Consider the following 15,585-nt stretch of genomic DNA (forward strand, 5'->3'; position numbering starts at 1 on the left):
CACCCGTTGAATTTGTATCAATATTTTCTTAGGTTTGAGAAAACTACAAACTACCTAAACTCAATTGATGCCTTTTATATTCCATTTTACATTTTATGACATTGCGTTTTTAGGTGCCGTATTTATCAGCCTAACGCTATCATTATTTTTATGGATAGCTCCAAAGGAGAACCAGTTTGCAAACCGCTGGCTGGCAATATTAATGGTCGTTGTTGCTTTATGGATCATCCGGCTTTTGGTAGCGGATATTGACCTGGCAAAGAATAATCCATTACTCAACCTAATGCCATTGCAGTTTTCAATGGCATTAGGCCCTTTAATTTATTTTTACATACGGCAAATAACCCGGTCCGAGTATATCTTCCGTCGCAAAGACTTTCTGCACTTCGTACCTTTGCTGTATGAATTAAGTATTCAGGAATTTGCTGCAATACAGAACATGAAGGCTGGCCAAACTATCTACCATACATTTAGTTTCGTAGTGCCGTTATTCGCATTCCTGTCATTTATGATTTATTTGTACCTGTGCCGGCTGCAGATTAATCACTATTACCGGAAAAAAGAGTTTAACGGGGGCGACCGATACCGGAATGAGTTACTTTGGTTAGATCGCTCTGTTAACAAACTGGCTGTGTTATGGTTATTATGGATACCATTTACAGCTGTTGACTATTTTCATTATCATTATGAATTAAGCGTACAGCATTACTATCCCCTGTATCTTCTTTTGATATCCATGATCATTTGGATCGCAGCCAGAATCCATTTAAAAACAGAAACTGTTATGACGGTTAATGTTGCCGTAAAACAATTATTACCGGCAGATCTGAAACAAAAAGGCTCATGGTTAAAAATGGAAGTTAAAGAGAAAGGATATTACCGTGACGCAGAATTAAGTCTGAGCTCGCTTGCTGAAAAGCTCGGTTTGCATACGCATGAATTATCCCGGATTATTAATACGGTCTTCAAAAAAAGCTTCAACGATTTTATTAATGAATACCGTGTCCGCGAGGTTGCGCTTAAAATGCAGGATTCCTCATATGACCATATCACCCTGCTCGGCCTCGCCTACGAATCGGGCTTTAATTCGCAAAGCAGTTTCCATCGTGTTTTTAAGCAATTTACCGGTAAAACCCCTCTGGAATATAAAAATCACCTTCAAAAAGTTATGCCAACTTATAACTTGGGAGGTTTTGCTCGAACTATGCCGCTAATATTGAACCACGTAAGCCCTTCGGGGTGGGCGCGTGAAACATTAACCGGCAGTCATATGATAAAAAATTATTTTAAAATAGCATTCCGCGGATTTCGGAGACATAAGCTATTTACACTGATAAACATTATTGGTTTATCCATCGGTATAAGTGCTTTCCTGGCCATTTACTTTATTGTACACTACGATTTTACGTTTGATAAATTTCACAAGGACAGCGACCGGATTTACCGCGTTGTTATGAACATGTCATTCCAGGGGCATAAAAATTATTCAAGTGGCCTATTTGGCCCGCTGGCTGGGGCAATTAAAAACGAGGCCACAGGAATAGAAGAAATTACGCCGGTGTATTCACTATGGCCTCGTTTTGTTTATATCGACAAAGATAAAAAGGCACAAAAGCGGTTTAAAGATCTGGACAGGATAACACTTGCCGACCAGCAATATTTTAAAATTTTTAATTATGTATGGCTTGCCGGCTCATCGCAACACGCGCTTGATGCGCCCGGCCAGGTGGTATTAACTTCCCAACAAGCCAGGCTTTACTTCCCATCATTATCCTATCACGACATGATTGGTAAAGTAATTACCTATGATACCCTTAAAACAACCGTTAGCGGGATAGTTGAGACGTTTACCCAAAATAGCGACTTTACCTTTCATGACTTTATTTCCTTTAGTACCGCAACAACTAATAAACAATTGGCTGATGACCTGCACATAAACAATTGGAGCAGGATCTCTGGGGCGGCGGAGATTTTTATAAAGCTGGCACCTGGCGTTTCTGCTACCGGGGTTGTAAAACAGATCAATACCATTTTTAAAAAAAATAATCTGCCGCCTACCAATCAAAAAATGCCTGCGCCAACTATAAACATGGCCTTGCAACCATTAGATGATATTCACTTCAATCCCGACTATAATATTTTTAATTTCTCATCGCCAGCCAGCAAAACAACACTTTACGGATTATTGGCCAGCGCTATTTTTTTGTTATTGCTGGCCAGTATCAATTATGTGAATTTAACTACCGCCCAGGCCGCCCAAAGGGCAAAAGAAATTGGGATCCGCAAAACTTTAGGTAGCAGCCGCATGCAATTAGTAATTCAGTTTTTAGGCGAAACCTTTTTTATAACATTCTTCGCGGTTTGCATATCAGTGTTGCTTGCGCCAATTATTTTAAAAATGTTTGCCGATGTTATATCCCCGGATATTCACGCGAATATCTTGCAACCAGATGTCGTACTCTTCCTGCTGATTTTAACCATTGTAATAACTATTTTGTCGGGTTTTTATCCCGCAACGGTGTTATCAGGTTACAAGCCGGCAATGGTACTAAAAAACCAGGTGCAGGGCAATAGTAATAAAACGCGAAACGCATGGCTCCGTAAGTCGCTTACGGTCTCGCAGTTTGTTATAGCCCAATTTTTTATAATGGCTACCATTTTGGTAAGCCAACAAATTTATTACGCCTTACATAAAAACCTCGGGTTTAAAAAGGATGCTATCCTCATTATTAATACACCCTGGCAAACCAGTAAGGCCAGCACCAACCAGGTATTGCTGAACGAATTCAGGTCGATGCCGCAGGTTGCCCTTGTGGGTTTAGGTAATGATCCACCTTCGGCTGATGCATTTAACAGGACGCGAATTACTTATGACGATGGAAAAAAGCAAATTACAACAGAAGAAATAATAGTTAAATCTGGCGATGAAAACTACATCAAAATATACCAGCTAAAATTGCTTGCCGGCAGAAACATAACCGAAGCAGACACCGGGAAAGCTATTATCATTAACAATACTTACGCTACATTATTAGGATTTAATAACCCGAATGATGCTATCGGAAAGCAATTGAATTGGTTTGATGGCCGAAATATTAGTATCATTGGCGTAGTTGCCGATTTTAATCAGCGGTCACTGCATTCTGCCATTTATCCATCAATCATAACATCAGGCAGTCCAATCCCCCGCCCAATGATGACGTTACATATTAGTTTGAAACCTGAAACCGCCGGAGGTAACGAGTGGAAAACCGCCATTACAAATATGGGAAAAGCCTGGAAGAAAGCTTATCCCGATGATGATTTTGATTGCCATTTTTACGACGAAACGATAGCCCGGTTTTACGACGATGAACAACATACTTCAACACTGCTCAACTGGGCAACAGGTATCTCTATACTAATCAGTTGCCTCGGGCTGTTAGGTCTTGCTGTTTACACCACCAACCAACGAACAAAAGAAATTGGCATACGCAAAGTATTTGGTGCCAGTGTTGCGCAAATAGTAATCCTCCTATCAACCGAACTGGTATCGCTTATTTTACTCGCTTTTATCGTCGTAACGCCGATTGCATGGTACGCAGTTAATAAATGGATGGAAGGCTTTGCCGACCATGTAGCTATCAGCTGGTGGGTATTTGTTATCAGCGGTGCTGGAATGCTGCTAATAGGATTATTTACCTTAAGTTTCCGAACCATTAGGGCTGGCATGGCGCCCCCGGTGAAGAGTTTGCGAAATGAATAACAGCATATCGCTGCTTTCATTTAACAAGTTGCAAAAAAACCATACATACTATCTGGCGAAGGTGCCCGAATATTATAAGTTCATATAGCTACTTTTGGCATAGGTTATAAGTCTAAATCCGCTATTAAACTTAGATCAGATAGGCAATAGTTCGAGATTTACACAAAACAGCCACTTAATAGTCAAGTAGTTAGCCTCACTAAATTTAGTGAGGCTTTTTTATCTCACACATTCCTCACTCAATTTGATGATTATAGCATAATGTGGAAAAGTTTTTGGCATTACGATAGTAGTGATATATCTTCAAATAGATCACTTATGCTGTTTTTAAGATTCGTTGTTCCATTCCTACAAACTCTTGATATTTTTCCGTTTCTGTCAATTACTTTTTAGATGTGTGTCGCTTTCCAAATGTGGCGGGATCAATTTATACATTACGGGGGTTACTATACGCGACAGTATAGTTGAACTGATCAGCCCGCCGATCAGTACAATAGCTAACGGTGCGATCAAAGGATTGGGGTTCAAGGCAATTGGAAGCAAACCGCAGATTGCCGTAATGGAAGTAAGCACAACGGGTAGAAATCGGGTTTCGCCTGCCATCGCTATTGCTTCATCAATGCTATGGCCTTCCTCACGCAGGTGGTTGGTAAAATCGACCAGCAGCAGCGAGTTTTTAACCTGTATGCCTGACAGACCTATAAAACCGATGATAGAAACCAGTGACATCGGGTTACCCGTGAAAAGCAGGAATACCACACCGCCCAATATACCCAGGGGAATGATCGATAGTACGATAATGATCCCTTTAAATGTCTTGAACTGCAACAGCAGCACGCCAACGAAAAGAAACGTGCTCAGGATGATCACCGACAGAAAGTTGCCGCCTAAGGCATCACCTTCCGATTCCGCTTCTCCGGATAACTTGTAATAATAGCCCGGCGGCATTTTTAATTTATTCAGTTCAGGAACAACCTCTTTCAGGATATCATTGGCCAAGACGTGCTCTTTGGTTAAGGAAGTAACTTTTACAAAGCGCGATTTATTGAAATGGTTGATCGCCGTAGGCGATGTTTCAAACGAAATAGTAGCAATCTGGTTAACCAGTACGGGCGTGCCCTGGATATTATTTACGTACAGGTTCTTCAAGGCATCCAGATTCGAGAACTTATTCCTGGGCAGGGTGATCACCACATTTCGCGAATCGCCCCTGTCGTCGATATAGTCACCCACGTTTAATCCCGCCACGGCCATCCTTACCACTTTATCCACATCACTGGTTAACACGCCTAAGGTACGGGCCTTCTCTTTGTCAATTTTTATTTTGACGTCTGACTTATAGGTATTCAATTCGTTGTTGATATAAAAAGTGCCCGGATTTTTTTTCAGGACCTCCTCCACTTTAAAGGAAAGCTTCCGTAAGGTGTCCTGATCCTCACCAAAAACCCTCACCACAATATTGGCTTCAATCGGAGTACCTTGTTCAAAATCTTTAACTTCTATCCTTGCATAAGGAAAATCGTTGAATTTTTTTCGCAGTTGTTTGATCAGATCTGTTTTCGATTTTGGACTTGCCTCTTCGTCCAGTTGAACGAATACCTGGGCAAAATCAGGCTTTACATCCTGCTGGTGCACGTTGTAATAGATCTGTGGATTGCCTTTGCCCACGTTAGATGTGTAATAAACGATCTCTTTGTGTTTCTTCAGTTCACTTTCTACCAGCCTGGTCACCCGGTCACTTTCGGGAATATCAGCTTGCAGAGGCAGTTTGATATTGATCAGGAACATCGGCTTTTCAGAGGTCGGGAAAAGCTTAAACCCGGTTTGTGTAAATAAGAAAAAAGCAAGCCCGCTTAAGGCCAACGAGATCCCGATAGTAGTTTTGGGCCACTTTAAGGCAAGCGGCATTACCCGGGCATATGATCGGGTGAGGAAACGTTGCAGGTGCTTTAAAAAGAAGTTACCCTCGCCATGGGTATGTGTCTTTAACATTCTGCTGCCCAGGAAGGGAACAAGCGTTAAGGCCACGATCATAGAAGCCAGTACACTGGTCATCACGGCCATCGGCAGACTGCGGATAAACTCACCAGCCATATCGGGCAAAAAGGCAAGTGGCAGAAAGGCGATAACCAATGTAGCCGTACAGCCTATAACCGCTATCCCGATCTGTTGCGTACCTTTCAGGATAGCATCTTTCCGGGAATGCCCCTCGCGAAGCCAGCGCTCGATGTTCTCAACCACCACGATACTATCGTCTACCAGCAGCCCCAATGCCACCACAAGCCCTACGATACTAAGCTGATTTAAGGAATATCCCAATAAATTCATGGCAATGAGCCCCAGGGCCAAAGAAAGCGGGATAGAGATCATCACGATAAGCGATGCCCTAAATCCTAATGGCAGCAAGGTAATGATCACTAAAACGATGGCTAATCCAAAATCAAAACCCAGATGGCCCAAGCGCTCGGAAACCATGTTAGCCTGGTCAAAGTTTTTAACAAGCCGGACATTCCCGGGCAGGCTTTTGCCGAATTCATCCAGTACCGGTAAAAACTCTTGCTGTACGCTGGCGATATTCACATTGTCTTTCATCCCCGCTGTAACCAGCACACAACGGTGCCCGTTCAGCCGGGTGATATGATCGGCAATGCCATCCTTGTAGCTCACATCGGCCACATCTTTCAGATATATGATCTTGCCATTGGCATTATAAATAACAGTATTGGCCACATCATCAACGGTCTTGAACTTGCCGCTGGTCTTTACGTTGAATATCTTGCTGTCCAGGTTGATGCTACCGCCAGGGATATCCGCTGCCTCGCTTTGTAAACTGCCTATGACCACATTGAGCGGTATTTTTAATTGAGCCAGTTTATCCAGCTGCATGTCGATCCGGATCTCTTGCTCGGGCATTCCAAAATACTTAACATCCTTCAGGTTGGTGATCTTCTCCAGGCGCGTTTTCAGAATATCCGCTTTATCCCTCAATAATTTCCCGGAAGCATTGTCAGAAACCAATGCCACTTGCAGTACCTTTACATCAGAGGATGAGATCTTTTCTGTTTTGATCATGTAAATATCCTTTGGAAGTTCACTGTTTTTCAAGGCATTGATCTCCGTAGATATTTCCTGGTACTTATTATCTACATCTACGCCATATTTAAATTTCGGCTGGATAACCGCAACACCGTCTTCCACAGTGGTCAGGATCTTTTCGATGTTTTCCAGTCCGTAAATTTTGTTCTCAATGGGTTTTACTACCTGCTCTTCCATATCTTTCGGACTGGTGCCCGGATAGATCACCGTGATCAGGTATTGCGGCGGATGGGTGGTCGGATCTTCCGACCGCGGCATGGTAAACAACGTTAACACGCCTACTACTGCGACAAGCAAAAATATGATCAGTGTGAACTGGTAGTTCTTAACTGCGAAATTTGTAATTTTCATAACTGTAGCCTTACTTGATGATTTTAATAATGGACTGTTCGTTGAGGTAGGCGCTGTTGGAAACTACGATCTGGTCTATACCTTCCAGTTTATCCTTGAGATAGACATTGTCGTTATCGAACTTCAGGATGGTAACCGGCACTCTTTTTACACGGGTCGCGCTAACAGTGGTAAACACAAAACCTTTATTGCCGTCAGCCTCCACCAGCGATCCATAGGGGATCACCATCACACTTTCATCCTGGTGAGTGGCTATCTCCGCCTTGCCAAACATGCCAACCGCAGGTTTGAGGCCATTTAAGTTCAGCTTAAGCTCTACCTGGAACGATCCAAGGGCCTGATCTGCAGCCTGCGACTTGCGAAATACCACCGCCTCAAATTGCCTGCCTGCGTATCCATCGAGCGCGACTTTGGCTGTCTGCCCCGGCTTAATGATGGCCCACTCGCGGTCGGTTACCCCAACTTTTAGCGAATAACTGTTGTGCTGTTCGGTGGAATTGATGAGCAGCACCGGCATGCCTTCGGCGATAACCTCACCTTCATTAGCTATTTTCTTGCTTACGAAGCCATCGGATGCAGCGTATATTTTGGAATAGCGATCATTAAAGGCTACAGCTTCCCGGGCTTTTTGCACAACGTCCAGTGCGGTTTTGGTGTTTTGCAATTGCTCCAGGGTATATACGCTGTCTTTGTAAAGATTGACAGCACGACTATAATCGCGCTGTGCCTTTTCCACACCCAGGCTGGATTGCGCCAGACCGGCTGAAATTTCGGTAGAATTGAGGGTTGCCAGTAATTGTCCTTTTTTGAAGAACTGGCCTTCCTGCACCAGGATACGGTTGATTACGCCGCCTATCTTGAAGGCATATTTAGCTTCATCTTCGGTGCTCACCAGGCCGGTTGCACTAATGTGGTCGGGAACTCCTAATATGGAAACCGATGCTGTTTTAACGGGGATGATATCCGGTTCACCCATTGCGTTTTGTTCCTGATGTTTTTGTTTGCAGGCAGTCAGCAGGAATATGGCTACTATTATTATGCTGAGTAATTGAAGTTTTTTCATTGTTGTAGTGTTTTTATTATTGAATTGTGAAACTGGCATTAGCTCGTTCGATGGCCGTATAGGCTATCCAGGTGTCGTAAAGGGCGATGTTGGCGTTGAGCTGCGCATCTATCCACTGGTTTTGGGCATCCAGCAGTTCGATGTAAATGGCCATTCCTTGCTTATATAGCTTGACCATATCGTTGTAGTACGTCTGGCTGGTCTTCAACTGGGATTGTGCCGCCTTATATTGTGCAATGGCGCTTTGCATGGCGGCCTGGCGTACTTTAAGCTCGGTAAGGAGTTGCTGCTGTACATAGTCGGTCTGTGATGCCAGGGCCTCGCGGTCTGCAATCGTTTGTTTTACCCGGTAACTATTTTTCCCGGAGGAAAACAGGTTCCATTCCAGGGAAACGCCTAATAAGTAATAGCGACTTTGGCTATTGAACTTCCAGTCGAACGCCTGCGATCCCAGGTCGATAAAGGTGCCCAGCTTGGGGATGATATAAGATTTGGCCAGCCCATTCAGGTTGCCGTTAATGTCTTTTGCTATCCGGAGTTTGGCTAATTCCTCCCGGCCAGTGATGTTGTTAGCCAAGCTTTGGCCAAGGGCCGGAAGCGTGGTAATATCATCTAAAAGGATGCTATCCGTTAGCGGCCGATTGATCAGGAAATTAAAATAATAACGGGCCGATTCCGCGGTTTTCTTTGCCCCGGTGAGTGAAGCGTTGATCCGGGAAACTTCATTTTGGCTTCTGAGTACAACCGTCCGATTTACCTTGCTGTTATCATATAGCCTGGTATTGATCCTTTGGCCTTCTTGCACCAGCCTGAGCGAGGACTCATAGATCCCGGTAGCATAAACGGCTTTGAGATAATTATAATAAGCCGTTTTGATCTCTTTGACCAGTTCGCGTTTATAAAGCTGGACTTCGGTTTTTTGCAGATCCACCTGCTGCGCCTTGATGCGCTTATTATAGATCAGTTCCGCATTCAAAATTGGAAGGGTAGTGCGAAACTTGGCGTCATAAAAATTATCCGGGTTGAGCAGAATGTGCTGGTTTTGTAACTGCGGAAAAGCATTGCTGCCGGTCAGTTTATTCAGCGTGGAATAAACCCCGTTAAACAGGTCGCCCGTCGGAAAATCTATCGTCCGTCCGCCGTCGGCTTTAGTATAAGTTGTTGAAAAGGTAACCTCGGGCCCGAACATGCTTTTTGCTTCCTTCAATGCATATACATTTTTTTCGAGTACAAAGTCTTGTTGCTTAATGCTCTGATTAGAGTTGAGCCCCTCGCGGATGTATTCATCCAGCCGGCTTTGAGCTTTTGCCGGGGTAGCGGCTATCAGGGCTCCCGCCACCAGGACAAAACCATATCGGATATGTGTTTTAGATTTCATTTTCAATCACTGTTATAATTTTAAACATTGTTCAATAAAGTGTCAAAAAAAAGCGTTAACTTTTTTCAAGGAGCGCGACAAAACACTCATAGCCGCTCTGCATCAGTTCCTCGTTCGTTCTGCCTATGAAACTTGTAGTGCGGTCTTTGCAGAAGAGGGCACAAATGCCGTGCATTGCAGAAAGGATCATAAAGGTTAGATCTTCTGTATCCAGATCCTTGAATCTTCCCTTTTTCTGGCAGTCCTTAATTACAGAAGCCAGGCGGTCGATCGCTTCCTGTGCTATCTTAAAACCACCATCATTTTCGGACATTTTTGCCGGTTCTTCCACCAGGAACATCAAATTATAATAATCCTTGTTTTCTTGTGCAAATTGGATAAAGATGCGGCCCATTGCTTTCAGGCGCTCAAAAGGATCACCCACCTTGTCTAAAACTTTGAACTGGTTGAGCAGTAACCCGAACCCTTCCTTATGCAGTTCCTGGAAGATCTCACTTTTATCTTTAAAGTAAAAATAAATAGAGCCTGGGCTGTAGTTGATCTCGTTGGCGATACTACGCATGCTGGCTTGTTCATAGCCTTTTTCAAGGAATACTTTACGTGCTCCGTTTAAAATGCGTTTATGCATTTCCTGTTTCTCTTCCAATTTTCGTTCTGCTATGCCCATTTTTATTAATAATAAGATACAAATATAATAGTGCCGGCCGGGTGGCGAAATTTCGCACCACGATTCGGCGTTTAGTTTTTCATGCCGGGGCTAATTTGTCCCATAATATTTACAGCGGATTTTCGGCTCAATAATTTGAATCCAAATAGCATGAACCTATTCTTCCAACCTTGTACCACTCTCGGCTTCCGCCTGTTTTCCAGGGCCCTTACCAGTTCTTCGGCGACATCCTCAACAGATGACATTACAAATTTTGGAAAATCACTGGTATGTCCACCTGCATGTGAATGAAAGTCTGAGGCTGCAGCACCGGGATTAAAACCCATCACAAAAATTCCTTTTTTCTTGAACTCATACCACAGTGATTCCGAGAAATTGGCGACAAAACCTTTGGTAGCTGCATAAACTGAACCGCCCGGAAGGGAAGAATGCGCAAGCAGGGAACCAATATTTACCAAAGCATCACCCTGCCTGGCATTTTGCAAAAACGCATAAGATAAGGTTACCAGGGCATTCATATTGAGCTGCATGGTTGCCAGTTGCTCATCCAATGGGATCTCAATAAACTTTCCGTAAATACCAGCACCCGCATTGTTGATCAGAACATCGTATTCCCCGGCTTTCAAATGATCCGCTACTTTTTGCAAGTCGTCTTTATCCGTCAGGTCTGCAATCAAAATGGTATGGCCGGTGCCATCCAGATCTTTTAGTGCCTTATTTAATTTTTCCTCGCTGCGGGCTACCAGTGTTAACTGGTAATTTTGAGCAGCCAGGCGTCTGGCTGTTTCCAGCCCTATGCCGCCGCTTGCGCCTGTGATCAATATTTTTTCATGATTGTTTTGATTGATATTTTAAACACATCAAAATTATTGAACCGTGTTCAAAATAAAATATTAATTTTTTCATTTGACACGAAAATGATATACACATTTAAAACGTTCAAGGCCTTAAATACGGCTGGCCTTGTAATTATCTGACAGCCGCGTCGGCAGCTACTAACAGAAAACCAGTTATTTTCCAGCGATGCAATCTCCTTTTTACATTTTACGCAAGTAGTCAATTCTATTGACAACTTTTTTACGAAATTTTCATACGTCATATTGTCGTGATCAAGGCTTATTATATGGAACGATGTGCATACAGAATGATTGGATTAGATACGCACTTTTACTTACCGGAAAGAGCTGATCAGGAAAAGAATGGATGCCGGTGATTATAGTCTGAAGCAGCTCCCAACTAAATCTGACCTGACCGGATGAAAGCCACGTCAGTAAAATCCTAAGATGATTTTTTATAGACGTTAGAAAAGGAATAATTATTTTTCGATCAATAACAGCTTTTTTAGATCGAAAGATTGATCTAAAAAATTTTATTTCAACCTAACCGCTTCGTGATGCGGCTTATCTAAGCAAAATTTGAGAGTACTTTTTGAAACGTCTCTCCCCTACCTCCTTCCAAAACCGTACGCCCATCCGTCCGCTTCCATTACACATCAAACACAAAACCAAATCATAACGATCTTAATAAAAGCAAGTTGTAAATTTGGCTCGCCAATTGAGCCAAGTTAACTAATTGAAAACCTACATATTCCATATCAACCTTTACCACCTAACATTCCTGGGAACGGTTTTCCTTGGCCTGGCCGCGGCTTTGCTTTTATGGTTCGGCAAAAAACTAAATCAAACGGCAAACCGTTTTTTGGCAGTGGCGTTGATGGTTATTGTTTTATACATAGCGCGCTTGCTTGCTGTAGATGTAGGGTTGGCGAGCTACATCCCCAATTGGGGCCGCTTGCCACTGCGGTTTTCGCTGGCCTTTGGACCGTTGGTTTATTTCTATGTACTTCAGACAACCCGGGCGGAATATAAATTCCGACTGAAGCATACGCTGCATTTTGTTCCTGTATTGTTTGAGCTTAGTATTCAGTTGTTAGAAACCAGCCAGAGTATTCAAACAGGAGTGGCAGCTTATCAAGCTTCGGTTTTTCAGCAATTTAACCTTGTATTGGAATTGCTGGCGTTCATCTCAGCCCTGAGCTACCTATATGCATCCCACCAACAAATAGAAAACTATTACCGTCTCCTTGAATTCAACAACGGCGACAGGTTCTGCTACCAAATGCGCTGGTTGCACAGCTTGCTGGCCGGTTTCTTCATTTTGTGTTGCTGCTGGTTGACGGTTGCGGGTATTGATTATACTTATTTCCACCAGGGTTTAGGCAACCAGGCTTATTATCCCTTGTATTTGGCTTTGGCTATCCTGGCCATCCGGTTCGCAGTTGTAGCTTTTTTACGGCCCGAGGCTGCTTTGGCTCCCGCGAGGATGCCTGTATTTAAACCCGCGCTGCCGGCCGAATCGAAACAAAAAGGCACCTGGCTGAAGCAGGCGTTGAAAGCCAACCGCTATTACCAGGACCCGGAACTGAATTTACGCTCGCTGGCTGAAAAGCTCGACCTGCATCCTAATGATTTATCGCGCATCGTTAATACTGTACTCAAAAAAAGCTTTAACGATTTTATTAATGAGTACCGTGTTACCGAGGTTACCCGCAAAATGCAGGACCCAGCTTTTGATCACCTCACCCTGCTGGGCATCGCCTTCGAATCGGGCTTTAATTCAAAAACTACCTTCAACCGCACTTTTAAACAACTAACCGGCAAAAGTCCGGTCGAATATAAACTTGAATTGAAAAAAGAGCGACCAAATTATAATATGGAGCGCCAGCCCCGCTATGGCACGGTAATTTTAAACCAGCAAACGGCCAAAAACTGGTCGGTAAAAAAAACAAGTCCCTACGCTATGTTTAAAAATTACTTCAAAATAGCCTGGCGCAACCTGATGCGCAATAAAAGCTATGCCACTATCAATGTTACCGGGCTGGCCATAGGCATCGCGGCCTGCCTGCTCATTTTTTTGGTTGTGCAGTACCAAATCGGTTTCGATAATTATCATACCAATAAAGACCGCATTTACCGCATCCTGAATGTAAGTAGCGGCCCCGACGGTGTGCATGCCGGTTCGGGCACGCCCCTGCCGATGGTTGAAGGCCTCAAGCTCGACTTTCCGCAAATAAAGCAGGCGGCCAACATCATGAAAAACGACGGCTCGCACTATACCATCGGCGATGTGCACAATACCGGTACCTTCAAAAAATTTAAGGAAGACCTGGCCTATTACGCCGACCCCGAATTTTTTAGGATCTTCGATTTTAAATGGCTTGCCGGCGATAAAAACACCGCCCTTGCCGAGCCTAAAACCGTGATCCTATCACGCGAAGAGGCCAACAAATTTTTCGGCGACTGGCACAATGCCATGGGCAAAACAATCCGCTATGAAAACCGCCGCGACCTGAAAGTGACCGCCATTATTGAAGATACCCCGGTAAATACCGATTTTCCGATGAAGCTGGCCATCTCCTGGATCACCCTCATTGAGAAAGGCGGCGACCTGAACGGCAATGTCCAGGATTGGGTAAGCACCTTCGGCGACCGGAATAGTTTTATCATTTTGCCCTCCGATATAAGCAAAAAACAGTTTAATACACAGCTTGCGGCTTTCGCAAAAAAGCATATTCCGCCACCTTACAATAAAAACCAGAGCTATCAATTACAGGCCCTCAAGGATATGCATTTCAATACCGAGGTAGGTGTGTACAGCGGTCATCCGTTTAGTAAGCAGCTCATCAGCGTGATTAGTTTGATTGGTTTGTTCCTGCTCATCATTGCCTGCGTTAACTTTATTAACCTGGCTACCGCGCAGGCCGTGAACCGATCAAAAGAAGTGGGCATCCGCAAAGTATTGGGCAGCAATCGATACCAGCTGGTACTGCAATTTATCAGCGAAACACTCATCATCACTTTATTTGCCGTTGTACTGGCCGCGGTAATTGCATGGATAACGCTTCCCATGCTCAATCGTCTGCTCGAGATCCAGTTGAGTGGTGGTTTTCTTGCTAATGGAATTGTGATCTTATTTTTAGTGGGCATGGTGATCGGGGTTACTCTCCTGGCCGGCTTCTATCCGGCGCTGGTATTATCGGGTTATAAGCCGATAGAGGCTTTGAGAAATAAGATCAATGCGGGCCGCGCCAACGGCATCTCACTACGCCGGATACTGGTGGTGGCGCAGTTTTGCATAGCGCAGTTTTTAGTGATAGGAACGCTGGTATTGATTTACCAGATGAACTACTTCCGGAACAAAGAACTCGGGTTTAATAAGGATGCCGTGATTACGGTTCCATTCCCGGGCGATAGCATAAGCAAATCGAGAGTGGGCGCTTTGAAAAATGAGCTTTTGGGACAGCCGGGGATTAAGGATGTGAGCCTGAGTTTGTATGGGCCCTCGGATAACAGCGGCTGGTTCAGTGATTTTAAATTCAATAACGCAGCCAAACAAGTGGATTTTGCCGCCTGCCTCAAATGGGCCGATGCTGATTATTTCAGGCTTTATGATATCCGGTTTGTTGCCGGAGGTCCGTATAAAAAAACGGATACGATAGCGGGCTACGTGGTTAACGAAACCCTGATCCATAAACTCGGCATTACCGATCCGAAACAAGCCATAGGCAAATTCATTATGCTTTGGAATGATAAGAAACTGAACGCCCGCATTACCGGCGTGGTGAAGGATTATAATACAGGCTCGCTCCGCAGCGCTATCCCGCCGGTACTGATGGGAGCCTGGAAATCGCAATATGGCAAGCTCAATATCAAGATTCAGTCGCAAAATGTTAAACAGACCCTCGCCGGTATCGACAACCTTTGGAATAAAACCTTCCCGGAGGGCGTGTACGAATACCAGTTTCTCGATAAAACGATCGAAAACTTTTACCGTAATGAGGACGAGTTATCCACCCTTTATAAGTTATTCGCAGGCATAGCCATCTTTATTTCTTGTTTGGGATTGTATGGAATGGTATCCTTCATGGCCTTGCAACGCACCAAAGAGGTTGGTATCCGCAAAACTTTAGGGGCATCGGTAGGTAATATCGTTTACCTGTTTTCGAGGGAGTTTACGGTGCTTATTGTTATCGCCTTTGCCATATCGGCCCCCGTAGGTTATTACTTTATGCACAAATGGCTGCAGGACTATACTTACCGAATTACTATCGGCGCGGATATATTTATTTTGGCAATCCTGACTTCGGTGGCTATCGCCTGGATAAGTGTGGGTTATAAGGCCATAGTGGCCGCGCTGGCCAACCCGGTGAAGAGTTTGAGGAGTGAGTAGAAAGACCTAAGGCGCTTTTATTGGTACGACAACAAAAACAGATGATTGACTCAATC

Annotated in this window: 7 protein-coding genes; 2 read left to right on the forward strand and 5 right to left on the reverse strand. The window is 44.1% G+C overall.

Annotation, left to right across the window (positions count from 1 at the left end; genetic code table 11):
• Positions 1-67: 67 nt before the first annotated feature.
• Positions 68-3,745: an ABC transporter permease gene (locus IEX80_RS05955; RefSeq protein ID WP_176626961.1), complete on the forward strand. Its 3,678-nt coding sequence runs from the start codon at positions 68-70 to the stop codon at positions 3,743-3,745.
• Positions 3,746-4,123: 378 nt separating this feature from the next.
• Here IEX80_RS05955 and IEX80_RS05960 read toward each other — a convergent pair whose 3' ends face one another.
• The 5 genes from IEX80_RS05960 to IEX80_RS05980 form a co-directional block, all read right to left on the reverse strand.
• The gene (locus IEX80_RS05960) at positions 4,124-7,192 is read right to left on the reverse strand and encodes an efflux RND transporter permease subunit (RefSeq protein WP_188832307.1); all 3,069 of its coding nucleotides are present in this window, start codon (positions 7,190-7,192) and stop codon (positions 4,124-4,126) included.
• A gap of 10 nt (positions 7,193-7,202) precedes the next feature.
• The gene (locus IEX80_RS05965; protein WP_188832308.1) at positions 7,203-8,255 is read right to left on the reverse strand and encodes an efflux RND transporter periplasmic adaptor subunit; all 1,053 of its coding nucleotides are present in this window, start codon (positions 8,253-8,255) and stop codon (positions 7,203-7,205) included.
• 16 nt (positions 8,256-8,271) lie between these two features.
• Positions 8,272-9,633, reverse strand: coding sequence for a TolC family protein (locus tag IEX80_RS05970; protein ID WP_188832309.1), 1,362 nt, complete (start codon positions 9,631-9,633; stop codon positions 8,272-8,274).
• Between the two features lie 55 nt (positions 9,634-9,688).
• A complete protein-coding gene (locus IEX80_RS05975) occupies positions 9,689-10,300 on the reverse strand; it encodes a TetR/AcrR family transcriptional regulator (RefSeq protein ID WP_112652400.1) in 612 nt (203 codons plus the stop codon).
• Positions 10,301-10,371: 71 nt separating this feature from the next.
• Positions 10,372-11,121, reverse strand: coding sequence for an SDR family NAD(P)-dependent oxidoreductase (locus tag IEX80_RS05980; protein ID WP_188832310.1), 750 nt, complete (start codon positions 11,119-11,121; stop codon positions 10,372-10,374).
• Between the two features lie 751 nt (positions 11,122-11,872).
• Here IEX80_RS05980 and IEX80_RS05985 point away from each other — a divergent pair.
• Positions 11,873-15,529: an ABC transporter permease gene (locus IEX80_RS05985; protein WP_188832311.1), complete on the forward strand. Its 3,657-nt coding sequence runs from the start codon at positions 11,873-11,875 to the stop codon at positions 15,527-15,529.
• Positions 15,530-15,585: the final 56 nt, after the last annotated feature.

It is taken from the genome of Mucilaginibacter rubeus, assembly GCF_014643835.1.
Classification (GTDB): Bacteria; Bacteroidota; Bacteroidia; order Sphingobacteriales; family Sphingobacteriaceae; genus Mucilaginibacter; species Mucilaginibacter rubeus.

Coding starts and splice junctions, on each gene's coding strand:
- IEX80_RS05955 (WP_176626961.1), top strand. CDS start 68: ATGCCTTTTATATTCCATTTTACATTTTATGACATTGCGTTTTTAGGT.
- IEX80_RS05975 (WP_112652400.1), bottom strand. CDS start 10,300: ATGGGCATAGCAGAACGAAAATTGGAAGAGAAACAGGAAATGCATAAA.
- IEX80_RS05960 (WP_188832307.1), bottom strand. CDS start 7,192: ATGAAAATTACAAATTTCGCAGTTAAGAACTACCAGTTCACACTGATC.
- IEX80_RS05970 (WP_188832309.1), bottom strand. CDS start 9,633: ATGAAATCTAAAACACATATCCGATATGGTTTTGTCCTGGTGGCGGGA.
- IEX80_RS05965 (WP_188832308.1), bottom strand. CDS start 8,255: ATGAAAAAACTTCAATTACTCAGCATAATAATAGTAGCCATATTCCTG.